This is a genomic window from Prevotella melaninogenica (assembly GCF_003609775.1).
GTDB classification, from domain to species: Bacteria; Bacteroidota; Bacteroidia; order Bacteroidales; family Bacteroidaceae; genus Prevotella; species Prevotella melaninogenica_A.
This window is the reverse complement of sequence record NZ_AP018049.1, coordinates 655,078-679,381: the sequence shown is the minus strand read 5'-3', so window position 1 is coordinate 679,381 and position 24,304 is coordinate 655,078. Positions and strand designations below refer to the sequence as shown.

General features: G+C 38.4%; 19 protein-coding genes. 3 read left to right on the top strand and 16 right to left on the bottom strand.

Features of this window, described 5'->3' with window-relative positions:
- Positions 1-971: 971 nt before the first annotated feature.
- The 8 genes from PMEL_RS12185 to PMEL_RS02660 all read right to left on the bottom strand — a co-directional run bounded on the left by PMEL_RS12185 (position 972) and on the right by PMEL_RS02660 (position 8,013).
- On the bottom strand, positions 972-1,154 hold the full coding sequence (locus PMEL_RS12185) for a hypothetical protein (protein ID WP_172586736.1): 183 nt from the start codon (positions 1,152-1,154) through the stop codon (positions 972-974).
- A 255-nt stretch (positions 1,155-1,409) separates the two neighbouring features.
- Complete coding sequence (locus tag PMEL_RS12180) at positions 1,410-1,577, bottom strand: hypothetical protein (RefSeq protein ID WP_172586735.1); 168 nt, start codon at positions 1,575-1,577, stop codon at positions 1,410-1,412.
- 30 nt (positions 1,578-1,607) lie between these two features.
- Entirely contained in the window at positions 1,608-1,766 is a 159-nt protein-coding gene (locus tag PMEL_RS12175) for a hypothetical protein (RefSeq protein ID WP_172586734.1), read from the bottom strand.
- A gap of 18 nt (positions 1,767-1,784) precedes the next feature.
- Positions 1,785-2,183 carry a hypothetical protein gene (locus tag PMEL_RS02680; protein ID WP_120173848.1) on the bottom strand — a complete coding sequence of 133 codons (399 nt, stop codon included), beginning with the start codon at positions 2,181-2,183 and terminating at the stop codon, positions 1,785-1,787.
- 35 nt (positions 2,184-2,218) lie between these two features.
- A complete protein-coding gene (locus PMEL_RS02675) occupies positions 2,219-4,150 on the bottom strand; it encodes an AAA family ATPase (RefSeq protein WP_120173847.1) in 1,932 nt (643 codons plus the stop codon).
- Positions 4,151-4,154: 4 nt separating this feature from the next.
- Entirely contained in the window at positions 4,155-4,652 is a 498-nt protein-coding gene (locus tag PMEL_RS02670) for a hypothetical protein (RefSeq protein WP_120173846.1), read from the bottom strand.
- A gap of 124 nt (positions 4,653-4,776) precedes the next feature.
- A complete protein-coding gene (locus PMEL_RS02665; protein ID WP_120173845.1) occupies positions 4,777-4,977 on the bottom strand; it encodes an NUMOD3 domain-containing DNA-binding protein in 201 nt (66 codons plus the stop codon).
- Positions 4,978-6,285: 1,308 nt separating this feature from the next.
- A complete protein-coding gene (locus tag PMEL_RS02660) occupies positions 6,286-8,013 on the bottom strand; it encodes a tyrosine-type recombinase/integrase (protein WP_120173844.1) in 1,728 nt (575 codons plus the stop codon).
- A gap of 225 nt (positions 8,014-8,238) precedes the next feature.
- On the opposite strand from PMEL_RS02660, the gene PMEL_RS02655 reads away from it, so the two are divergent.
- The 3 genes from PMEL_RS02655 to PMEL_RS02645 all read left to right on the top strand — a co-directional run bounded on the left by PMEL_RS02655 (position 8,239) and on the right by PMEL_RS02645 (position 10,439).
- The gene (locus PMEL_RS02655) at positions 8,239-8,508 is read left to right on the top strand and encodes a hypothetical protein (protein WP_120174619.1); all 270 of its coding nucleotides are present in this window, start codon (positions 8,239-8,241) and stop codon (positions 8,506-8,508) included.
- A gap of 145 nt (positions 8,509-8,653) precedes the next feature.
- A complete protein-coding gene (locus PMEL_RS02650) occupies positions 8,654-9,475 on the top strand; it encodes a hypothetical protein (RefSeq protein ID WP_120173843.1) in 822 nt (273 codons plus the stop codon).
- Between the two features lie 34 nt (positions 9,476-9,509).
- Positions 9,510-10,439, top strand: coding sequence for a cation diffusion facilitator family transporter (locus PMEL_RS02645; RefSeq protein WP_120173842.1), 930 nt, complete (start codon positions 9,510-9,512; stop codon positions 10,437-10,439).
- Positions 10,440-11,146: 707 nt separating this feature from the next.
- Here PMEL_RS02645 and PMEL_RS02640 read toward each other — a convergent pair.
- The 8 genes from PMEL_RS02640 to PMEL_RS02605 all read right to left on the bottom strand — a co-directional run bounded on the left by PMEL_RS02640 (position 11,147) and on the right by PMEL_RS02605 (position 24,211).
- The gene (locus PMEL_RS02640; protein ID WP_120174618.1) at positions 11,147-13,996 is read right to left on the bottom strand and encodes a M16 family metallopeptidase; all 2,850 of its coding nucleotides are present in this window, start codon (positions 13,994-13,996) and stop codon (positions 11,147-11,149) included.
- A 9-nt stretch (positions 13,997-14,005) separates the two neighbouring features.
- Complete coding sequence (locus tag PMEL_RS02635) at positions 14,006-15,334, bottom strand: thioredoxin family protein (protein ID WP_120173841.1); 1,329 nt, start codon at positions 15,332-15,334, stop codon at positions 14,006-14,008.
- Between the two features lie 154 nt (positions 15,335-15,488).
- Positions 15,489-15,962, bottom strand: coding sequence for a hypothetical protein (locus PMEL_RS02630; protein WP_120173840.1), 474 nt, complete (start codon positions 15,960-15,962; stop codon positions 15,489-15,491).
- Between the two features lie 3 nt (positions 15,963-15,965).
- Positions 15,966-16,598 (bottom strand): fasciclin domain-containing protein, encoded by a 633-nt coding sequence (locus tag PMEL_RS02625; protein WP_120173839.1) that lies wholly within the window; start codon positions 16,596-16,598, stop codon positions 15,966-15,968.
- Positions 16,599-16,638: 40 nt separating this feature from the next.
- Entirely contained in the window at positions 16,639-18,186 is a 1,548-nt protein-coding gene (locus PMEL_RS02620) for a RagB/SusD family nutrient uptake outer membrane protein (protein ID WP_120173838.1), read from the bottom strand.
- A 5-nt stretch (positions 18,187-18,191) separates the two neighbouring features.
- Positions 18,192-21,677, bottom strand: coding sequence for a SusC/RagA family TonB-linked outer membrane protein (locus tag PMEL_RS02615; protein ID WP_120173837.1), 3,486 nt, complete (start codon positions 21,675-21,677; stop codon positions 18,192-18,194).
- 357 nt (positions 21,678-22,034) lie between these two features.
- Positions 22,035-23,312 carry a DUF3078 domain-containing protein gene (locus PMEL_RS02610; protein WP_120174617.1) on the bottom strand — a complete coding sequence of 426 codons (1,278 nt, stop codon included), beginning with the start codon at positions 23,310-23,312 and terminating at the stop codon, positions 22,035-22,037.
- Between the two features lie 215 nt (positions 23,313-23,527).
- Positions 23,528-24,211, bottom strand: coding sequence for a porin family protein (locus PMEL_RS02605; protein ID WP_120173836.1), 684 nt, complete (start codon positions 24,209-24,211; stop codon positions 23,528-23,530).
- Positions 24,212-24,304: the final 93 nt, after the last annotated feature.

Here is a 24,304-nt window from a genome sequence, read left to right as displayed (position 1 = left end):
TACACACGTTAATTAAATCGTGTGTTCCTGCTGTCCTCTTAAAGTATAATAGAAAAAATAATTTTTGAAATAGATTTTTTACTAAAATCAGAAAAAAGAAAAATACTAATAAATAGTGCTCGTTCCAATAATTCAGAAAATTTGCGCTTGCGAGAAAAAAAGGGAGTGGGGGGTTTAAAATAAGGCCCCCTCCAAAAAAAAGGGCTCCCCCCCCTGCCTGCCTTGATTAATTACATTACTTGCCTTGCTGTGTTGCTTTCCTTGCTTGCTTGCTGTCTTGCTGGTGTCTTACTTCCTTACTTGCTGGCTGTTGTGCTGTCTGTGTCCTTTACTTGCCTTGGTGTGTCCTTTAGTTGCTTGCTGTGTTACTGCCTTACTAATTAACTATAATAGCACTAAACAACCCATTTAATACGCTTATAAGCGTTTATATCCGTTCTATTGATATAGTATTAATAATCACTATTATAATACGTTATAACGCAAATAAACCACTAATAAAGTAATATAATAGTATTGTGTCTTTACTTCCTCTTTGGCTGTCTTGGTGTGTTATTCCCTTGATGTTGTTCTGCCTTGGTGTCACTAATCATTATACAATCAATCTAATACCAACCCTTTTACAATTCATTCATAATTAAGTCAGTTGGTAATACTTAACTACTCATTAAGTCAGTCGAGAGTTACCACCTTCAAAGGGTGGTTAACTCTCTCCTTAACATTAACTAATAAACTTACAAATACATGAAAAAGTTATTTATTTTAAATATCTTATTATCAAGTTATTATATCTATTCTAAGCCGTTGTAAGCGTGTCTTTTATTCGTTGTGGTGTGTTGTGTTACTGACATCATTATAACGCAACAGAACGCTATTAAACGGCTAATACGTTGATGTGGTGTATTACTTTGCTCCTTATCTTTCTATCTCTCTTTTAATTGGTAGTGTTGTTTGCTTGCCTGCCTGCTTGTCTACTTGATGTTATGTTTGCTTGGTGTATTGGTGTTTACTATTACTTCAATCTGTGTTATATATTGGCTATCTGTGTGCGTGGTGTTGTATTTGCTATTGTCGTGCGTGGTGTTGATATTGGCTATATGCTGTTTATTTCGTTCCTGCTGGCTTGTTCCTTTGTTACCTTGTAACTTTACCACTAATTAATATATACCGCTTTATATCGCTTCTATTTATCCCCTTGGTGTTGCTGGTATCATATACGATAACAACACTTTGATAGTGTGTGTTATCTCCTTATATTGTATTATTGGGTTGGTATGTTTATTTTATTATTTATCTTTTCTTTCTGCTTGGTTAGTATCAAACACAAAAAAAGGAAATAACCATTATTAGTTATCTCCCTTTTGATTATATATTGATTTGAAAAGAATATATTTGGTATATTAATTCAATTAAAGTGCGTTAATCTGCTTTATAAATGTATCGTATTTCTCATTTATTATCTTTCTTTCCTTCGCTGTTTTTTCCTTTAATATATTTATTTCTTCTTTGCGTCTTTTCTCAACTTCCTTTCTCGCTATTTCCTTCATTTCCTTTAGGTTAAGTTTTTCACTTATCATATCTTATATTATTGGTTAGTTTATTGATTATTAATAGTTTACATCATATCCTTTTTGTCTAATTTCCTTTAATATTTTATTTTGCTTTTCGTCTTCCTTTCTTTGTAACTCCTTGCCAACATCTATTCCCATGCTGAATAATGATATACCGCAAAACACGGCAATTATCATAAAAATTAAAAATAACATATTCTTATCTTTTTATCTTTATTCTTTAATTAGTTCTTTACACTCCTTTGCTTTTGGTAAAGGTGCTTTTAACGCTTTTCTGTATGTGGTGTAAACGTTATCTCCGCTTGCCCATTCGCACACTAATTTATCTTTTGTTCTGCTTATTACCTTATAGTAGATTTTATCTATTGTTCTGTTTTTGGTATGGTGCATTTTTTGCAGCATTATAACGTCCCCTCTTTTTATGCTGTTGAGGTCGTAGCCGTTGTTATCATTCCACCTTATCCACTGATATTCACCATTTTGTAGTACCTTTGCGCAATATATTCGGTTCTCATTCCATTTAAAGTCAAACCCTTTGAAATTCTGGTGCATTATTCCATTTTTGAGTTTATAAAACTCTCTGTCTGTCAATTCATTAGCCATATTTTCCATATTATATTTTTTATTTCTTTATTATATTATTTCTTTTAATTTACTTGTGTTTGGTGTCCCTTTGCTTGGTTGTATTTTGAGAAAAGGAAACCAATATTAAATTTTTCGCCTTCATCTAAGTGGTCTAACACATACGTATAATTTTCGTCTGTCTTGAACTCATCGTAACCGCTTCTTTGCTGTCTGATTATGTGTAATAGTTGCCGTCCTTCTTCTCCCCAAATGTTGGCTAAACAATTCGCAATCATTAGCGTATCAGTATGATTTTTTGTGAGTATTAAGCGGTTTTCTTTTATATCCTTTACCATGTCCCTGACTTTGCTAAACTCCCTTGCTGTAAGGGTTGTTTTTGCGTTCTCCCCCACCTTTGAAGGGTGGGTGTTAACTTGGGTTGGTTTTGATATTTTTCTGTCGTAAATTTCGCATTGTGTGTTCCAATATTCGTTATCATCATAACTCATATATCTTTCACGATTGACGTTAATACATGAACTATCTAAAGTTAATCCCAACGCCTTAAAGTCCTCCTCCAACGCTTTAAACACCGCCTTAAAGTCGTTTTTATTACTTTCCAAAATTGGTATTAAAGCGTACATCCCTTTGCCTCCTACTGACATACTACTATACATAACATAAGGTAGTGAATTTATCCTTTTACGCATTTCTTCTATTGTTACACCTTCGTTATCTTTAGCGTCCAAATCTATGGCTATCAAGTTGTTAACGTGTTCCACGTCCTTGGCTGTTCCTCCTATAGTGCAATAACATGAAGGGGTAAATGATAATACTTTGCTTTTTGCTTTCTTGTATGCTATTTCGTCTTTGCTTCTGTCTATCTGTCTAACCGCTTTTATTTCTTCTTTGCAAATTCTGCCCGTTATTATAGCATTATATAAAGAATTGCTATTCAGTACTTTATGTTGTTTCATTATTGACACTTTAGTATTAAGCAAAAAATCGGGGGTTATATGCTGCTTTGCTTCCTCCTTTGCTTCCTCCTGCTTTTCTTTCTTTACTTCCTCGGTATTTGCTTTCTCCTTGGTTACTTCCTCTTTGACTGCTGGGGCTGCTTTGGTTGTTCCTGCTGGCTGTGTTGCTGTTGGGGTTGCTTGTGCTGCTGGCTGGCTGCCTTCCTTTGCTTTTTCCTCCATTATTTCCTCCATTACTTCCCTTGCAATGTCATAATTAATACCCTTTGGGGTGTTGTCCTCGGTGCTGCTGTCATCGCTGTACTTCCTTGTAATGTCATCGTATTTAAGGGTACATTTTCCATTCATAACACCCTTTGCGTCATCACGCAATTTCAACACATTAATTGTCGTTTCCTTTTGTTTGCAATCTGTAATTTCGATTGAAAACATAAAATCACTAATATTGTAATAATTGGCTGAACCATTAACCGAATAAGCCGTAACCTTCTGACCTTCATCAAGTTTAGTCGTGTGTGCAACAAGAATAACCGCTATATCGTTATCTATACTTGCCTGCTTTAAATCACTCAAAGCCCTTCCGATTTTTTCCGTCTCGGTATCGTTGCCCTTAATCAATTTTTTTAACATTGTCATGTTATCAACTATTACTAAATCAATATTATACGCTTCCTTGGCTACCTTGATTGCTTCTAACAATTCCTCCCAATTAGATAATGCACCCTCTAAGATAATGCTGTGTTCGCTTGCCTGCTGGTAACTTGCGTATAATGTGCTTAACTTCTTTGCTTGGTCGTTTCGGTTTGTTTCTGTGGCAAGGTATAAAGTACGCCAATTATGAGTTACCCCCATAGAATATCCGTAAAAGTTTGTAAATGTACTCTTACCGCTACAAGGTGTTGATACTAAGGTAGTTAACGTTTGCTTATCAATTCGCATTATATTATCAAAGTCCTTCAGTCCACAACGATAACCTTCAAAAGATTTATACGCTTTTGCGCTTGTAATAAAATCGCTTGTTGTAATAAAATTGTACATAATCTTAATCTTTTATTGCTTCTTCTAATTGTCTTCTTTGTTCTGCCAAACTTGGCTGTTGTTCTGTCTTGGTGTCTGTTTCCTTTGTCGCTTCCTTCGCTTCCTTGGTGGTCGCTTGGTACGCTTGGGTTGGTGGTTTTATTTTACTTGTTGCTTTCGCTTGCTTTTGCTTGCTATTCAACGACTTTATAATCGACATTGATTTATCAGATAACACCCATTTAGTAGTAGTTTTATTTATACCCTTGATTAAAATATAATCGGTGTTGGTGCTGGTTAAATAGCCCTTTTCCGTCAACCCCTTTATAATCTTATTTACTAACTTTGTGTTATTATTTTTGTCCTTTCCTCTTTGTCCGCAAAGGGTGGCAATGTGTGACTTTTGGGTCTGAATTTCTCTTTTACCTTGTGATATTAAGTGCAACATTGTTATTATCTCGTTTGCACTTGTTAGGTCTTGTAATTGATTGAGTATAATAAACTCATTTATTTGATAACTCATAATGTTTGGGTTATAAAGTTATTATTATTAATCTGTGTTGGGTTGTTTTTATATTAAAAAAGTGGTGGGGGCAAACCCAAACAAAAAGCCCCCTTTTATACCACCTTTATTTTATATCTTTTTCTTAATTTTCAAACATACACTTTTTATATAATTCATTCATTTCTAACAATTTACGGGCTGCATTAATCTTCTCCCATTTTGCCTTAATTGATTTAATACGCTTTTCCTCTTGGGCTGGTGTCATATTCTTATATCTTTTCTTTTGCGCCTCGCTTATCTTTCTCTTTGTTTCTTCTGAATGTCTATATTTTTCTTTTTCCATTTTCTTTATATTTCTAAATCGTTATTATTGGAGTGTATATTTTAAGTACCCCTCTATATAAATAAGTATAATTTAATTCGAGAAAGTCAAGTATATTTTATAAAGTTTTCTACAAATCTTCTTGAAAACCGCTAAAACAAAGGAAAAATAATTTAAAAATAATTGAAAATAATTTTGAGTTTTCTAATCAGTTTTGAATATTAAGGATAAATAAGGGGATATTTGGTGTATTAAGTGGCTGGGGGTGCTGCTGGCTGGGGTGTATTATTTTCCCTTTCGCTTGGTGTATTGTGTTGCTGGTGGTGGTAATATTGGGAATAAGGCAAAATAAGCACGTATAAGGGGCTTTTGCTGCTGTAGTAGCAAGTTGCAAGCAAAGGAGATAATAAGCCGTTAAATCGCAATATATACGTTTATATAGTGGCTTGGGTGTAATAATGGTTGTAATAGGGTTGATATAGCGTTATATATTCCAACCCTTGAAGGGGTTGTTATATATAACTTGGGTTGGTTTGTTTATTTCATTGCTTCGCTTTCTTGCCTTGCTGTGTTATTCCCTTGCACTTATACACTCATCAGTACAATAGCATAATATATCATATAAAATATAATACCAACCCAAATTATATCCCTACCACTAATTAAAGGTGGTGGGATATAATGCTATAATCTATTATTATTTTATTACTATTATATTATGTTAGGTATTATAGTACCTAAGGGTATAGGTATTATAGTACCTAAGGGTATAGGTAGTTTTTTTTATATCATCATATAAATATACCTATGGGTATACTTCATATATAGTTAGGTGTCATAGTACCTAAGGGTATACTTGTATATATGTATCTTTGTACCCAAAATTGGTTATAGGGTTACTTTTAACTATGAAGGGATAGGTATTATATTACCTATGTAGATACTTCCTATTAGATGACTATATAGGGGGTAATTTATTACCCCTACTAAACATTTTTTATTACACCTTATTAATATAGAAAATAAAAGCGATATTAGCCGTTATAATGTTATGGTTGGTATAGTACAAGGGAATTAATAAGATAAGCCGTTAGAACGCTAATAAAGGGGGTATTTGTGGGGTGCTGGGTGTTGTTGTGTCTGTCCCTGCTGCTGAAGGTAGGTAAAAGGGAAAGGAGAAAGAAAGGGAAAGAATAAAATAAAAATAAACATACCAACCCAAATTATATCCCCACCACTAATTAAAGGTGGTGGGATATAATGCTAACAACCCCTACAGAAAATAAAAGGGAAATAGCCGTTATTTGGTTACTTCCCTTTGCTTGCTGCCTACAAATGACAATAACGGGCTAACTTGCCTATGTTTATAAGCAATCGTTCATAATCATTTATTGCTGATATACTGCCTTGTGGGGCTTTCTCATTGTATACCTTATAAGTTAGTATAAAGTCGTTAATATCATGCTTTATCAAGTCCAATAAAAAACATAACTTATTGTAATTCATATTGTTATAACCCTCAAAGCCCCATACTTGTAATATCTCCCTTATCTTTGCTTCTGCTGTTGCTTTGCGCTTTTTGTCTGTTTGTCTTTCTAATGACTTGAAAAAATCATCTTTTAACACATTATAATCATTTAACTTCTTGATGTTCAGTAATTTATCATCGTCCGACAAGTCGTTATAATAGTCCAAATCTTTATCTTTTGCCACTGCTGGGGCTGCTGCCACTTGTGGGGCTGCTTTTGTTGCTGGCTGTTCTGCTGGGATTGCTGGGGTATTGGCTGGCTGCAACTGCAATGTAGCAATTATATCCGTGTCCGTGGGGTGTCCGTATACTTTTTCAATCATTAATGCACTATCCCCAATCATTTTACCGACTTGTTCGTATTTGTAACCTTCTCTTAACTTGATAGTTACAAACGTATGACGGGCAAAATGACTGCTTATAACTTCATTTAACGGCTTGCCACTTGGTGTTAATCGTGTTATATTGGCACGTGTAAAAAACACCTTCAAATAACGTGTTAATGATGTATCTTTTTCATTTTCTGTTTCATTTTCTTTATTACTTCTTATCTTTTCCAATAAATCTGTAACTTCCTTTGTTTCAGTAATATATGATGTTGTATTACGCTTAATAGTAGTTAAGATGATTGTATTACATGGTGTTCCTTTTTGTACCTTATAATCTCCTTTAATTAACTTTAGCGTGTCGCTAATTCGCTGACCCGTAAGTAATTGTAATAAAAACACATCCTTGTAATATTGTTGTTTATCATTTTTGACCTTTACCGCCTTGAATGCTTCTATTTCCTCTTTGGTTAATTCGCATTTCTTTTCTTCCTTCACCTGCTTAATTGGTGTGTACGTAACGGGGGTTATTCCGTACTTGCTGCCTTGTGTACTGCCTGCAATATATTTAATTAACTGCCTTATAACACTGGCTATTTTATTAACATTTTGGGGACTGTTCCCCGCTGCCTTCATCCACTCTACAAAAGCATTAAATGATGATTGACTAAGTGCCTTTGCGCTATCCCTTTGATTGGTTTCTACAATCCAATTATAGAACACTTTAACATTTTTCTGATATTCGCTTGCGGTGCTTGCCTTGTTCTGTCTGTCTTTGGTATATTTTTTTAGTGCTTCACTTATTAACTTTGTTGCCTTGGCTGTTCGTGTGGCTGCCTTGAATTGCGGTGTTACTGACATATCGTTATTACTGCTTTGCTGGGTTATACTTTCTTTTATTTCGTCAAAGTTAAGATTTTTTTCTGAATATACCAAAATACGGCAATTAGCAATATAGGCGGTTAATTCCGCCTGCTCTTGTAACTGCTTGGTTGTTAGGTCAATACCTTTATTAATCATTATTGGCTGCTGTTTACGGCTATCCCATAAAGAAGGGTGTACTTTCCTTCTCGTTGGTATCTTTGCTTGAATTGCTTTTCCTTTGTCATCAACATAGTACACCACCATATATAAAGGGGTTGGGGTGCTGCTCTTTGGTTTACGCAAATTGAAATTAACACTAATTAATTGATTTAATTCCATACTTTACACACTTTTTTCCCTTTTGGGGACGTTCTTAATATTGGTTCTTATTCCCACATATTCAGAATGTGCGTAAAATCATAAATGGCTGATATAATGAATGTTAGTATTTATTGCATGAAAAGAAATTCTTTTCTTCGTGAAAATAATTTGGAAGTAGTGGTGATACTGAACTTTTTCCGTAACTTTGCACACAGAAAAAAGACATTAAAAGATAGTCAAAAGATGGAAAAAGAAAATCATATTGACCGTGCATTAGCTTTTATGGAGAATCTTGAAAAGCTTGGCGCACAGCTTCAAAAGGCTGATGAACAGCAGAAACTAATGCTGCAACAGATGCTTATGAAGAGTCAGAACAACGAAACTAATACAGACGAATACCGTGACTTGGAGCAGAGAAGTAAGGACCTTCAAGCAATGATCAACAAGTGGCGCCCCATCTACGAGGAACGTCTAAAGATGGTGAAAGAGGCACAGAAGGCGGCAAAGAAGTAAGGCTAACTGTACGAAGAACAAGACTTGAACAAGCTCGTTTTCCCTCTAAAAGAGAAGTATGTGCCCCTTACTGCTACTCACTATTTCCTATTCAACATTGCAAAACTCCGCATATACAAACAAACTCCTTAACCATCAAGAACAAATGAAGAAAGACTTATACAAAGACATCAGACTTCTCTTACAAGCTATCATAGCTGTTAATTTGTTTTTCTCATGTTCGTCTGTTCCTTCTGGAATAGCAGAAGAGATAACTTATCACGGAGAACAACTGCATCGTTATCTGACGATTATCAAAGACGTAACATCGAAAGCGGAGAAGAGTAAGGACACTATCACCTATTATTGTAATCAAAAAGGACAGCTCATCATAGAGCGTGTGGGTACAGACAGCTTGGATGATTACACTTACTCCTACACTGGTGATACCATTCACATTCATAAGACGCATATTAAAGACCAGTTGGACGAACTCCTTGATGGCTATTATATAGTTAAGAACGGACTTATCGTAGAAGCGAATAACGCTCCCAGCTATTATACATACAGCTACGATAATAAGCGAAGACTCGTTTGTCGTGACACACCTAATGTTAGCTGTGGGAGAACAACCTATGATTTCCAATGGAAGGGGGAGAAGATATTTCTTCATAAACCATTTAATATTACCTACAGAGAGACTGGACAGAAGGCAGCCTACCACAACTTCTATTTCTTGTGGATGTATGGTAGTGGCTTAAGCATACCCATCCCTTTCATCACCTTAGGCTATATGGGTGTTATTCCGAAAGGAGATATTAGCAGCTATAGCTTCAGTTCAATAAAGAAAGAGTGGGATTTCAAGGCACAACTAACAACGGAGTATGATAAGGAAGGACGTCCCACCCGCATTGAGGAAGTGCTGATGACATTAGATAAAAATAACAAACAAGATAGTAGTAAGCAAGTTATACAATACGTCTGGTAATAACAGAACAATATCAAAACGCTTAAAATAGGATATGGAAAAGGAAAAGAAAAGTGAAGGAATGACGAGTGTTATTGCTGCCTTAGGTGCAAACATCTTGGTAGCGATTTCAAAGTTTGTTGGTTTTGCAGTGTCTGGCTCAGCTGCGATGTTGAATGAGTCTATCCATAGTGTTGTGGATTGTGGCAATCAGATACTGCTATTGGTAGGTAACCGCCAGTCGACAGCAAAGGCAACGGAGCAGCATCCGTTCGGACAGGCACGTGCTAAGTATTTCTATAGCTTGGTTGTTGCAATGATGTTGTTCTTCGCTGGTGGTGCATTAGGTATCATGGAAGCAACACAGAAAATGTTTCACCCAGAACACAGTTTGGAGAATACATGGCTTATCATCGCTATTCTTGTCTTTGGACTCTTAGTAGAATTGGGCAGCCTGCGCATTGCCTTCAAGGAAATAAAGGAACTGAATAAGGACAATCTTTCACTTTATCGTTTCCTACGAGAGAGCCGTCACAGTGAAATCCTCATCATCTTCGCAGAAGACAGTTGTGCTGTTCTCGGTTTGCTGATAGCCTTAGGCGGTACGTTTCTCACCCATTTCACGGGAAATCCTTTCTATGATGCCCTCTCAGGTGTGCTGATTGGCGTGCTCCTCTGTGCTGCAGCCCTCTTCTTGGCACGTGAGTTCTATAGTCTGCTTATTGGAGAGAGTGTTACACAAAAAGACCTATCACGTATTAAGGAGGTATTTAACAGAACAGAAGTCGACCGCCTCATCAACGTCAAGACTATCCACCTCGGTCCTAATGACATCCTTGTCACTGCAAAGATTGACGTCAAGAACGAATACGAAGCGCAAGCACCTCAGTTGGTTAACGACATTGAGAAGAATATGCGTGCCGCTTTCCCTGACTACAAGATTTACATCTATATTGAGACAGATAAATATAAGGAAGATTATTAAAAACCTCTCCCCCAACCCCTCTCCGAGAGAGAGGGGAGTGCTGGACACAATAGAAAATAAACATTTCTCCTATTTATCGAAAAATGGGAAAGGTATCCAACGGGAAATAATGGTTTCTTCCACTAAATGGATAGATTGGTATTTGGATAAAGACCTATACACTTGTATGGTATAACTATCCCAAATTAAATGGTCAAAAAAAAGGAAGATAAACTACAAGATGAAATGCAAAAAAGGCAAATAGTTACTATGTCTATCCGACTTCTACAAACAATTTATTCTCAGACAAAGCGACATCTGTAAACTATTTTCACTCGACTCAAAACCAATACATGCTCTTTTGGCTTATAAAAAATGCCTAATTGACTTGCAATAGGTGCTCTTTTGAGGTCTAACTAACGTCCTTTTGAAATTCAATTAAGCATCTCTTCCTATACTACTTTATAACAGACTGATTTCCTATTGGTTACAAACCTGCTCTTTATGTATATTTTTGTTGTTATTTATAGATGTTTTAATTGAAAATATGTAATGATTTTTCAGAGCTATAGCTGTATGTTATAAGTATTAAAATAAAAAGGTTTTCTTTTTCGGAGAATGACAATAGAGCAAACAGTTGACAGTTTCAATACATCTTGAACAAAGTCAAAAAAAACAGAGGTGCACTCTTGGTACACCTCTGTTTTATTATATTTACTTACCATTAATTACTTAAAAGTATGCTTACCTTCTTGCGCAGCAGGCTTAACAATAATCTCACGCTGCTTAGCGTTTGTCATCACCTTCATAGCCACAGCAGTGATATCTTGTGGTGTGAGCGTCTTGAATACTGGTGCAGAAGCGGCACTGTCATTTGGTGATAGTTCGTTGCCTGTTTCAGCATAGATGTTCAATAAAGCCATCCAAACTGATGGGTCGCTGCTTGACTGTGCCGCAGCAGCCTGTTCTTCATCAACAGCCAACGGAACCATTGCTGCTTTGAACTCATCAGCAGTGAAACGGCCAGCTTTTACATCATCAAGAATACTATAAACAAGGCTGACTGCTTTGTCTGCATTCTCTTTTGCTGTAGAGAGGTGGATGTTAAGACTCTCGCCAGCTACCGGCTGTGAGGTATAGTTGCTTTGTACACCTACGGTATAAGTAAGATGCTCTTTCTCACGCAATACATCAAAATAACGACGCTCCAAGATTCCACGCATCACCTCCAAAGCAGCTTGCTCACGCTCAGAAAGTTTCTGCTTATTAGCAAAGGAAATCTCAATCTCAGCCATACCACCTTCTGTTTCCGTCTCGAAGGTACGCTTAATGACTGGCGTAGATGAAGAGAAGTCCAATGGCTGAATAGCTGTCTTCACAGGCTTACCTTCGCCCTTGAGAGAACCAATATAGCGAAGAACCAACTCTTTTGCCTTTGCTTCTGGAATGTCACCAATAAGACAATAGGTAAAACGTGACGCATCACCAAGATGTGCTTGGAACTGTTCCTGTAACTTATCGTACTGAACAGACTTGAAGAAAGTCTCATCCTGACGTGGATTCATCGCACTAACCGGATAGAGTAACTGCTGGATAGAATCCTGTACGGCTGCCATACCTGTTGTTGCACGATTCTCATAGACGTAGAGGTTACGCTGGATGTACTTGTCAAAGGCTGACTTTGAGAAGTTCTGACGTGAGAGAATCAAATACAGATAGCTGAAGAAATCGTCAGCATTGTCAACAGGTGCATTACCACCCACACCATCACTATAATCCTCTAACGAGAGAGAAAGATTAATATTCTTACCCTGCAACCACTGTGCTAACTGATTTCTATTATAATTATAGACACCAGACTGCATCAAGAGCGAACGCATTGCAGTGTAGTTAGCAATATCCTGTGCTGGAACAATAGACTTACCACCTTCTGCAGAACCAGCAAAGAGGAACTTACCACTCAACTCTGGAACATTACGATAAAGAACTTTTGCACCATTAGAGAGTGTCCACTCCTTTGCCTGCAAAGTCTTCAACTGCTTCTCAGAAACAATCTTTCCTCCTGTCAGAGGGAAGTCAATCAACTGACTGATAGGCTTCATACCATCAGCACGAGCCATATCGCTGAATGAACTCTTTTCCTTCAATGCAGCCATAAGGTCGTTCTCGGTAATATTCATCTCACTCTGTGACTTGGAATAGGTGACAAAAGCAAGATTATTGTCATTAAGTAATGACTTCATCCAAGCATTCATATCCTCAACCTCTAACTCAACCAAAGTCTCAAGGTTACGGTTAATCTGTCCACGGAAGTCTTGTACAGGAATGTCATAGAGGAAGTTCTGACGGAAAAGCATTAAAGCATTGTCTGGCGTACCTAATCCTTGTGCCTCAAGAACATCCTTCATTCCATTGTACATCTTTTCCTTCTCAGCATTGAACTCAGCAGCTGTAAAGCCTTGGTCACGCAGATTATCACGTACAGCCAACATCTGCTGAAGAGCCTTCTGTTCATTGCCCTGATATGGAACCATATCCCATGCCATCTGATAATAGTTTCTTACCAAAGGAGACAGACTCACCTCAGCTGCTATATAACTCTCCTTATCAGCATTCTTCAACATCACAAAACGCTTTGGAGCCAATGTGTTGAAGAACTTAGTGAAGATGAACTGACGCACACGGTCCTCTTCTGGAGCATTGCCCTTCACCTCATAGCGTTGATAAAGACCAAAAGAAGCACTCTTGTTCTCTGGGTCAATGAAACGCATATAGAGCGGTGTTGTATTATCAGGTATCTGTCTTGTCTGTGGATTTACAGCAGGGGCCTGCTTAGCTGGTAATGTCTTGAAGACAGTCTGGATATTCTTCTCCATCTGGTCTACATCCACATCACCAATAACAGCAACAAACTGCATATTAGGACGGTACCACTTATCATAGAACTGCTTTACCTGCTTCTGCTGGAAGGTTTCCAGTATCTTCTGTGAACCAATCACATTATGAGTAGCATAACCTGCATGATTATAAACAACAGGTGCAATAGCATCAGTCAGACGACGGTCTACTCCCGAACGATGACGCCATTCCTCAAGGATAATTCCACGTTCCTTTTCGATATCGTTAGGGGTCATCTTGACGCCATGACACCAGTCACGGAGCACCCAAAGCATATTTTCATTAAGCTTCGCATCATTTGTAGGTACGTTATGAACAGCATAACGCGTATCATCAACACCCGTGAAAGCCTCAAAGTCATTAAGGTTATTGCTGCGAAGGAAGTTCATCACACCATTAGGGAAGTGGTCTGTCGTATTAAAAGCCAAATGCTCTAACACGTGTGCCAATCCCATTTCGTCATCATTCTCCAAGATAGCACCTACGTTCTGGTAGAGGTAGTATTGTGCCTCACCAGTTGCAGAGCCATCATTGTAGATATAATAAGTAAGCCCATTTGCCAGTTTCCCCTTTTTAAGTCCTTTCATCTGCGCATTAGCAGGACTAAGGGGAAAAAGCAAAAAGCCTATGAGCAGTGCCACTGGCACGCTCGATAGGCATTTAATAATATTCTTGAACATAGTCATTGTTTACTTTTCAAGGAGTTCGAGCGTAGAGAGCTTCTGCTTGATTGCACCTTGCAACATAGCTTGTGGCATCTCCATATTCTCTAAACGGAGTGTCTCAGCAAATGCCTGGTTATAGTATTCACGTGCCTTACCATAGTTCTTTAACTCACGATAAGAGTCACCGATCATTACCATATAGTTTACACGATCCATCACAGCATCTTCCTGTGCCAAAGCTTTCTCAGCCCACTTGATAGCAACCTCATGATCCTTAGCCTTCAGACTCTTGCCTGCTGCCATGTAGAGGTTCTGTGCAGCCTTACCATAGTCAGCTGAACGGAGATTGTTCTCCATCTTATCGAAATAGGTCTCCATGGCTTTCACATAGCCATTTACATCCTTGTTCTTATACAAGTTGAAGAGAGCGTCAAAGTAAAGCTTTGCCTTCTCGTATGGAGTAATACCTGTCAAGCCTACAACCTCGTATGCCTTTGCATACTGGTTCTTAACTTTCTCTACATAGTCCTTATACTTTACGTTGCCATCCTTTGCCATATCCTCAGCAAAGATGTCGTTAGCCTCAACAATGTAGTAAGCTGGTGCCTTACCAAGGGTCTTCATCCAATCATCAAGGTGGTCGTTCATAAGGTCAATCATATACTGCTTGTGCTCCTTATCTTCATCACCTTCCAATGTAAGAATGATACAATAATCATTCTCATTGATAAGCTTCAATGGTGCCTTTGCAGCTACATAGCTCTTATAAAGTTTCTGCAAACGTGTTACCCACTTGTCTGCATCCATACCCTCCTGTGCCTGCAAGAAAGATGGTGCCTTGAGAAGAAGTTGCTGCTGAACATCAAGATCGTTGTTATCAGCCTTGTACTTATTATAAAGCTCTTCAAAACTTACACTCTCGCCGGCTGCAATCTTAGCGGCCTCCATAAGTTCGTCCTTATCCATTGCACCTGTATTCACAGACAAAGCCTTACCATCTGGTGCAATGAAAGCTACTGTTGGATATGCAGCTACCTTGTAGTTTTTAGCAATATCAACATTCTCACCCTTCTCAGCATCCAACTGCAAGCTAATGAAGTGCTCATTGAAATACTTTCCTACTTCCTCCTGTGTGAAAACAGTCTTTGCCATTTTCTTACAAGGAACACACCACACTGCATAGAAGTCAACAAAAACAATCTTATTCTCCTGCTTAGCTTGTGCTAAGGCCTCACTGAAAGTACCCTTAAAGAATTTTATGCCATTTGTTGCTTCTGCACCCTGCTGTGCACGAAGTTGTACTGCCATCATTAAAAGGGATACGAGCAGTAAGATATATCTTCTTCTTTTCATATTTAATCTGTTTATAATGGGTTATTTTATTCAAGTTATTTATTTAACTATACCCTACTTACAGCATTGAGTCTATTCGTTTTTATCTCTACCAAACATTAATAAAGACACACATAAAATCAATGTTGTATGTAGTATGTACGGTTATAATATATTAGTCAACAAGCAACTCATCATCTGTTACGACAACCTTAAAGATATCTTCCAGCACAGCCTCATGGTCCTGATTATACACCTTGAGTGATAGGCGATATCTGCCATTTGACAACTGTTGTGTAGCTTCTTGTGTAACAACTATCAAACCACCTGTCACTGAAATCTTACCTTCCTTATAGAGTTTCATAAACAACTGTGCCTGTTCTTGGTTGTCAGCCTTAACTCCAGACAATTCATAATTGATAGGGTTAGTACCTGCAACACCTTGAATACGTGTTGAAACGAATGGTAACTTATTGATACCACGCTCACTCGTTGCATCAACGTTATGAAAGGCATTAAGAGAGTCGGGAGTAAACGATGCACCCGTTGTTCTCAAATAGCCTACATCCATTTTGCTACATGATACCATAAAACCTATTGTAAGAGCCATAAGACACAGCAATGCGATTCCTTTCTTCATCTGTTTCATTTTTTAAAAGTCAGTTAAGTTGAAGTCATAAACAAGTGAGTGAACCACTCCCGTGTTTGTTTCAATATTACATGAAGCAACGTCCGACGTCTTAGTTGTCGTAGGAGAGACCAAGTGGATACGCAAAGGTCCAGCACCAGGAACGCTGTTGTAAGACTCGCGGAAAGTATAAATCCACAACTGATTGCCTGAAGCCATCTCTACAGTCTCACCTCCCTTACCAATAGGTGTTGATGCATCAGAAGATTTAACACCTTCCTTAAAATCATCAAGCATCACACGTTTGTTAGGCAGAACACAATTCAAGATAAACTTCTTGCAATCTGCAACAGGAATATCTGATACTCTCGTCATCCCATTATCATAGAGATAACGACGGATACTATGATTGGTAGGACCAAAGAAAGTGAAGTTCTTGCCATACTGACTTGTACCTTGGAAAAGAGAAACTAAACCAGCACGCTCAGCCATCACGCGAAGAGAATCCCAGTTATAGCTATCGCTTTTAAAGTATTCCCACATGGTCATATCATGCTTACCATTAGCAAGACCTGTGTCATCGAAATTATACTTGGTACAACTGGAGAGTACTCCCATTGTAAGACACACTGCTATTATATATATAATCTTTTTCATATATCAAACATATATTTATTGTGACATCCCTTACCCAATATTAGTTATAAGCCTGCCAATAAGGCTTCTGGCGCAACTGGGTATTAATAATATGTCCATCCTTATCCTGCCATGAATCCTTTGGAAGTGGAAGGAAGAGTGCACCACCCTGAATGTCTTGATTAGTCAGCAAAAGGAACTTACCCTGCAATTCTTCTTTCACGTAGCCATTACGGATAACATCTGCATAACGTGCATCATTCTCACCAATAAACTCCTTCTCTCTTTCACGGAAGATAGCTTTCTTCAAGCCCTCTGTATCGTATGTTGATGGATAAGAAAGCGCACCAGCACGCGAACGAATCACATTGAGGTCAGCAATAGCCTTTGCTTCATTACCTAACTTTTGATAGCACTCAGCTCTCAACAGATAGAAATCAGCAAGTCGCCAGTAAACATAATTAGCATCTACCGTACGATAGGTCTTACCACTTGCAGAATATTGATCGGCATCCATAATTGCTTTTCTGAACTTATACATGATAGCATAGTCTGTTCCATCTACCTCATGTGAGGTACCCCACTCATAGAAGAATGCCTGCAAACGCTGATCAGTAGCATCAGGGAAGAGAGACTCTACTGTTGAAGTATAAAGCTGATAGATACTGCTTGAAGGCAAATCAGCCAAGGTCTGGTCTTCTCTAACAGGCCAACTAACAAAGTTCTGTGCCACCTCATTAGGTGAAACAACATTCTCTGAGCGTGTCTTGTCAAAGTACAAGCTAAAGATTACCTCTGGGTTAGGAGACTTCTCATTAGACAAATACGTGCAGAGTTCCTCTGGAGAAGAACATAGCTGATAGTTACCAACCTGACCAGCGATAAGTTGTGTTGAGTAATCGATAGACTTCTGATAATCTTCCTGTGCATTACCTTGCAACTTATAAAGTTCTGTTACACTACCCTTCCACGCATAAATCTGTGCAAGCAAGGCAGCGGCAGTACCCTTTGAAGCCGTCTGACGATTAGTAATTGCCACACCATTCAAATCCGTCAACTTATCCCATGTAGGCAAAATATCTAATGCCTTCTTTGCATGTTCTATTGCAGCATTGAGTACATCACTCTGAGAAGACAAAGAGTAAGGCTTTATCTCAGTAGAATTCTCTGTAATGATTGCCTCACCATATCGTTGTGCCAAGAGGAAATAAGATAGTCCAAGAGCAAATTCTGCTTGTCCTACATGATACTTCCGACGGTCTTCTGTCAAGTCCTTTGTCTTATCTATATTATCAAGCAGAAGGTTAGCTTCAAAGATAATGTCGTAAAGACCTTTCCAAGAATACTCGCTTGTAATCACAGTACGTGGATTCCACTGGCGTAACTGCTTACCATCGAGTATTTCGTCAGCCTTCATGCCTGCTGTTGAAAGAACGTAGTTGTTACCTACGACAGTGTTGATATAATATAGAATAGAAGTGGTTGTTGCATTCAACTCTTTCTCTGTATTGAACGAGTTGCTGTAAGTCAATCCGTTCTCTGGCTGCAAGTCAAGGCTGCAAGAGGACAGAAGACAACCACATATTGAGAGCATTATAATCTTCTTCATTTCTCTTAGAATTTTAAGTTGAGGCCCAAAGTAACTTTTCTATTCAATGGATACTGTGTTCCATCGTCCTTACCAGAGTAAGGGTTGATAATTTCTGGGTCTACTCCTGAATAATTGGTAAGCAAGAACAAGTTCTCACCACTGAGATAGACATTAGCATCCTTAATGAAAGAACCCTTCAACCAGTTCTTAGGTATCTGATAGCCAATAACCAACTGCTTAAGACGTAAGAAACTAATATTCTCAATGTTAGAATCTACGTTACCATCAAACTGTCCAACATAATCCTTATCAGCGAACTCAAGTGATGGATACTTCGCATCTCTATTGCTTGTAGTCCAGAAGTCACCAGAATGGAAGTAGTTCATAATAACACCAAAGTCCTTTGTAAAGGTGAAAGCACTGTTCTTATACATATTCATTACCTTACGGCTAATAGTATAGCTAAAGAGTACATCAAAGCTCAAACCCTTCCATTCCAGATGGCTATTCAAACCACCATAAACTGCAGGAAGTGTACTACCAGCATAGTAGAGGTCCTTATCATCAATCACACCATCATAGTTCTGATCCTTAATCTTTCTTCCGCCCACACGCAATGGATTGTTAATAGACTGGAAGTAAAGAGGAATCTGCTTACCAGACGCATTGAGATACATTGGGATATCTTCCTCCTTCTGAACGATTCCCTCATCCTTGAAAGTATAAATACCATAAACAGGACGACCTAAGACTTTATCATTAAGGTCTTCACCATTGTATGTCTTACGCAGCATATTCTTATTGTGAGAGAGGTTAAAACCAACACTCCAATTCCAATTCTTCTTACGGATAACATCATATTGAGCCTCAAACTCAATACCCTCGTTAGAGATAGCAGAAGCATTGTCCCACATATTTGTTGCAAGGAAGACATTACCTGGCAAATAAGACTGCATCAACAACTTACTTGAATACTTATAGTAATAATCAAGTTTGAACTTCAAGCGATAATCCAAGAGTTGCAAGTCAAGTCCGAGGTCATACTGATCACTCTCCTCCCAAGTCAACTTCTTATTAGCCATAGATTGTGGGATAAGACCTAACGAACCATTAAAGATGTTACTCTCCTCCATCACACCTAAAGCCAAGTAAGGCTCCTGAAACTTCTGTCCAGACTTACCCCAAGAAGCACGGAGTTTACCGAAGCTTAACCACCAGAACTTCTTCATAAAGCGTTCTTCACTGAATGCCCAGCCAAGGCCTACAGAAGGGAAGGTTCCCCAACGTACATCCTTACCGAACACACTTGAACCATCTGCGCGAATAGAAAGCTCTGCCATATAACGTTTCTTATAGCTATAAGCAGCACGACCCAAGAAACTGAGCAATGACTGCTCCTGCTGATTCGTAAGGAAGCTCTGTGCAGCTCTTACCGTTCCACCATCATTGAAGAGTGAAGGCCAGCCCTCACCAGCATACTTGATAGAGTTAGTAGGACCACCCTTTGCTGTACCACTTAAATTTTGCAACAAATCATAGTTATAAGTCATACCAGCCATCAACTCCAACTTATGTTCACTTGGCAATGCGAGGTTATAAGTAAGGATATTCTCAGTCTGAACATTCGTCATTGCAATGTTAGAAGCCTGCACCTCAGACTTCTTATCATACTTCAAGTAATCAGGTGTGAATGTGTACACACGTGTGAAGTAATGGTCAAGTGAATAAGTAGAAGAGAACTTCAAACCCTTCAAGATGTTATAGTTCAAGCCAACACTCAGACGAACATTATAGTTCGAGTTGGTCTTATCAATATCTTTCAACTGTCTCAACGCCACTTGTTCAGCAGTACTACCCTTACCTGGCAAGAGAGTCGATGTACGTTTCGGGTCAAATGTCAATCCCTGCACACGACCTCCATCAGCTCCTGCTTTCTGCGTAGCGTATGTAAGGTTGATACGTGTGAATGCACTCAACTTTGTTGACAAGTTGAAGTCAAGGTTACTCAACAAACTGAAACGACGGAAATTAGAACTAATCATAATACCAGTTTCATCATAGACACCAGCATTAACCATATATCTAATATTATCCGTACCACCAGCCAACAACATATCAGCTTTTGTAACTCTACCTACACGAAAGGCATACTTCCACCAGTTTGTTCTGTTATTATAAAAGGTATTAAGTGAGTCCTGTGCAATACCTGGCAGACGACGTTCTGAATCCAACACCTTACCGTTACGCCACAAATAGTCATACGCACCATCATTATCAGCATCCCAGCCGTATGAATCCTTATAAGAACCAGGATAAACTAACTTATCTGTAATGTAGTCATAATGCGCACCTCTCTGGCTTTTAGCAAGGAGAAGAGCTATATCACGCTCACCCTTACCAAGTGTCTGCATTGGTGTACTTGGTAACCAAGAGAGAGACTGTGACACATTGAAGCTAACCTCAGAACGTCCAGACTTACCTTTCTTCGTAGTGATAAGGATAACACCATTACCTGCACGTGAACCATAGAGGGAAGCAGAAGCAGCATCCTTGAGAACCTGTACAGACTCAATACTTGAAGGATCAAGTCCTGACAATGGGTTAATACCACCTGTTGCATCTCCAGCACTACTTGACACTGGAATACCATCAATCACATAGAGTGGAGAACCATCATTGATACCCTTCTGATTAAGAGAACTGAAGCCACGAATTGTAATACGAGAGCCACCACCACCAGGTGAACCTGAGAGATTGCTTACATCCACACCTGCCATACGGCCTTGCAAGAGGTTCTCAATACTTGCGGTTGGAGCCTTCTGCAAATCTTCAACTTTCACAGAAGCAATAGCACCTACCTGCTCACGTGTATTACGCTTACCGTATGCAACAACCGTAACCTCACCCATTGCAATAGCTGAAGAAGTCAAGATAACATTCATTGCCTTACCAGTATGATACTTCAGTGTTTTAGCGTCATAGCCCACACTGGAGATTGTAACCGTTCCCTCCTCTTTTTCTACAGGCATAGAGAAGTTACCATCAATATCGGCAGTAACACCTTGCGACGTACCCTTAATCTGCACAATAGCAAAAGGCACACCCAATCCATCTTTGTCTTTTACAGTACCACGAATTGTGTATTGTCCCTGCGTTGCGTTCTTCATTTTGAACACATCAATCACCTTTCCGTCAATATTGTAGACGAAAGAAGAATGAGACAATAGTTTTTCCACAGCACTCAGTTCGTCTACATCCTCAAACGAGATGGTAAGAAGCAATGTGTCGTTCTTAACATCGTCTGAGTAATTAATCTTGTAGTCTCCCTTTGTAGAAATGAAATCCAAAATCTGAGCAACACTCTTATCCTTAAACGAAATCGAGAACTTCTTTCCTGGCGTCTGTGCAGAAGCAGGAGAACTCCACGAAATCATCAAGATAAAAGCTGTCAGAAACACCAAAGAAGGCAAGCTTCTTAAAGTTCTAAACATGTGTTGATGATACTTCATTGATTAGTCTTTATTGTTATTATTTTTGATATTAACTTATTAAAAGAATTAGATCTCTTCACAAATGTGCACTCAACAAATTCTACATAAAAAAGGTATTAATATTGATTACGCTGCAAATGTACATAAATTTATCGAATCTCAAAGCCAATTGAATATAAAAAAAGTAAAAGAAATAAGTTATAATAAAACATACTATCCCCCTCTCTAAAAGAGAAGGGGATTGAAAGATATTATAAGTTTCTAATCTGCAAAATTTTAAATAGGGCTTAGCTTGAAAATTTCCTCTACACTTAGAAAAACACTGACAACAAGCATTTTTAAAAGAGTATTAGTCTTATAACAAGGAGCTATCTATTAAAAGCTATATTGGAATCCGATAGAAGCAAACTCCTTCAACTGCCAGAAAGCATGGTCATTATCACGACGAACACCATCATCAAAGCGAGGATAGATGAACACACGACTTGAGATATAACGATTGAATCGGAAGGTGAATGTATTCTCCCATTCCAACTCTGTACGCTTATACGTAGTATATCCATACAATCGTGTCTTCCAAGTAAGCGATTCCATCAACTTCCATTCCAAATCAACAGTAAACTCAGAACCGAAGTCATGCAAGAAATGCTTACCATCCTTGATGCCCAAACGACGAGTTAACTCTAACATACGAGTGTACTTCATATTATAAGCCAATGGAGCCAAATGGAAATTACCCTTCAAACGATGATTCATCCAATCTACCGAGTAATCCATACCGATAGAGAGGTTTATGTTCAATGGAGCCGCAAAAGCTGAATAAACCTTTGGATCATTCGAACGATAAGAGTAGCTAAACTGCGTATTACCAACAAACTGCACCGTATAATACCAACGCTTTGTTGCCTGCAAACCAAGTTTAGAAGTAAGACGAATCAAATCCTCTGTACTCTTGAAACTATGCAAAGAATCTGAACGGCTACTCTGCATACCATACTTCAACTCCAATCGGTTTTCCCACTTCACCTTCTGCTTATTGTTGTAATTGGCTTGCATAACCAATGATGCCAACGCAGAATAGTTGCTTTCACCACCTTTATACCAGTTTCCTGAAACGTAATTCTGCAGGAACTGCAAGGCATAATCACCGTTTATCGTCCAGAAATTAGGACGCTTCACCATGACTTCTACTGGTACAGTTGTTGGCTCAACAGGACGCTCAGTCACCTTCTCTACCAATGTTGCATCATGATGTATTGGCGTTTTAATATCATCTAACTTCGTCTGCTGTTGCTGTACCATTCGATCAGTCCCCTGCACAAGGTCAGGACGTGTCAAATAAAGGTGCATCAACTCTGACAGAACTGGGTTTTCTTTTCTATCACGTGTGAACAAACCTTCAGCCACATTACCATAATAGGTCAGTGGCATAAACAATCGCATGTCATTTCGACGTAGCCTCTGCTCACGTCTACCCTTTGGATTCTTACTTGTAAACACGCTATCTTTCAGCGAATTTAACGAATCGATATACGCTTGTATCTTATCCATTGACGGCCGTTCATCGCTACGAACAGAGATAGGATGATGTACTTGAGCCATAGCACCCAAGCCCATTATTAGAAACAATGTGATTAAAAAGTTCCGTTTCATCATACATTAATATAATGTGCAAACTTACTGCATTTTTTTTAATTTTCAGTCCTATTTGCTAAAAAACTTAATTGTTACAAGTAATTATTCGCACAGACAACTTCTTTCCACTTCACTATGAAACGAAATCATACAAGCCGATTGGGGGTTAATGCTTTTTGAAACCGATCGGGAATTTAACGCTTTTTGAAAAAGAAAAAAGTTTATAAGTCGTACTAAAGATTAAGTTTATAACCTACTGATAGCTCAATCACACTATTGCGAGAAGAGTCCCCTACCTTGTAAATATTAAATACGCCCACATGATATAACGCTCCTAACACAACGTTTTCATACTCATAGCTGACGCCAATAGGTATAGAAAGACCTATATTGCGCATCCCCTTCTTCACATCAATGGTAAACTCATCCTCAGAGAAGTTAGACTTTTTACCCTCTTTATCCACATCAAACGACTGTTGTACTTCATGACTTCTTGCACCAAGTAACAAAGTTGGCTCTATACCTGCCTTTACAGAAAACCCCGGTAATAGATAACTATGGATTAAAATCGGCATAGCAACATAATTCATTCGCAAATTACGATTATATACTACAGAGTTCTTCTCTTTATCATCTTTAAACTTACAACCTGCTTGAACAAAAGATAAACCAGCTGAAACGCCAACAACATCTGATGCTTGATACATCACATCTGCTCCGCCAATAAAGCCTAATAATGCATGGGGTTTAACCTCAACAACCTCATTGTCAGCAACTTCATAAATACCAGACCCACCTAACAAAGAAGAAATTGACACTCCAACATGCGGTATCACTGACCATGTACCTGGTTTATTCTGTGCCATTGACACCAAAGTTGATGTAACTAATACGATTAGAATAGCTATTCGTTTCATAGGTTTTGCAATTTATTTTGTTAAAACTATATATGTTAAACGTATTTTGCATGATTTTATTGCAAAGCACATACGATTTATAAATATTTTATA

Excerpts from the sequence above, each read along its gene's own strand:
- PMEL_RS02665 (WP_120173845.1), bottom strand. The coding sequence starts at position 4,977 with ATGGAAAAAGAAAAATATAGACATTCAGAAGAAACAAAGAGAAAGATA.
- PMEL_RS02675 (WP_120173847.1), bottom strand. The coding sequence starts at position 4,150 with ATGTACAATTTTATTACAACAAGCGATTTTATTACAAGCGCAAAAGCG.
- PMEL_RS02620 (WP_120173838.1), bottom strand. The coding sequence starts at position 18,186 with ATGAAGAAGATTATAATGCTCTCAATATGTGGTTGTCTTCTGTCCTCT.
- PMEL_RS02660 (WP_120173844.1), bottom strand. The coding sequence starts at position 8,013 with ATGGAATTAAATCAATTAATTAGTGTTAATTTCAATTTGCGTAAACCA.
- PMEL_RS02645 (WP_120173842.1), top strand. The coding sequence starts at position 9,510 with ATGGAAAAGGAAAAGAAAAGTGAAGGAATGACGAGTGTTATTGCTGCC.
- PMEL_RS02635 (WP_120173841.1), bottom strand. The coding sequence starts at position 15,334 with ATGAAAAGAAGAAGATATATCTTACTGCTCGTATCCCTTTTAATGATG.
- PMEL_RS02650 (WP_120173843.1), top strand. The coding sequence starts at position 8,654 with ATGAAGAAAGACTTATACAAAGACATCAGACTTCTCTTACAAGCTATC.
- PMEL_RS02655 (WP_120174619.1), top strand. The coding sequence starts at position 8,239 with ATGGAAAAAGAAAATCATATTGACCGTGCATTAGCTTTTATGGAGAAT.
- PMEL_RS02605 (WP_120173836.1), bottom strand. The coding sequence starts at position 24,211 with ATGAAACGAATAGCTATTCTAATCGTATTAGTTACATCAACTTTGGTG.
- PMEL_RS02640 (WP_120174618.1), bottom strand. The coding sequence starts at position 13,996 with ATGTTCAAGAATATTATTAAATGCCTATCGAGCGTGCCAGTGGCACTG.
- PMEL_RS12180 (WP_172586735.1), bottom strand. The coding sequence starts at position 1,577 with ATGATAAGTGAAAAACTTAACCTAAAGGAAATGAAGGAAATAGCGAGA.
- PMEL_RS02680 (WP_120173848.1), bottom strand. The coding sequence starts at position 2,183 with ATGGAAAATATGGCTAATGAATTGACAGACAGAGAGTTTTATAAACTC.
- PMEL_RS02615 (WP_120173837.1), bottom strand. The coding sequence starts at position 21,677 with ATGAAGTATCATCAACACATGTTTAGAACTTTAAGAAGCTTGCCTTCT.
- PMEL_RS02670 (WP_120173846.1), bottom strand. The coding sequence starts at position 4,652 with ATGAGTTATCAAATAAATGAGTTTATTATACTCAATCAATTACAAGAC.
- PMEL_RS12175 (WP_172586734.1), bottom strand. The coding sequence starts at position 1,766 with ATGTTATTTTTAATTTTTATGATAATTGCCGTGTTTTGCGGTATATCA.
- PMEL_RS02610 (WP_120174617.1), bottom strand. The coding sequence starts at position 23,312 with ATGAAACGGAACTTTTTAATCACATTGTTTCTAATAATGGGCTTGGGT.
- PMEL_RS02625 (WP_120173839.1), bottom strand. The coding sequence starts at position 16,598 with ATGAAAAAGATTATATATATAATAGCAGTGTGTCTTACAATGGGAGTA.
- PMEL_RS02630 (WP_120173840.1), bottom strand. The coding sequence starts at position 15,962 with ATGAAACAGATGAAGAAAGGAATCGCATTGCTGTGTCTTATGGCTCTT.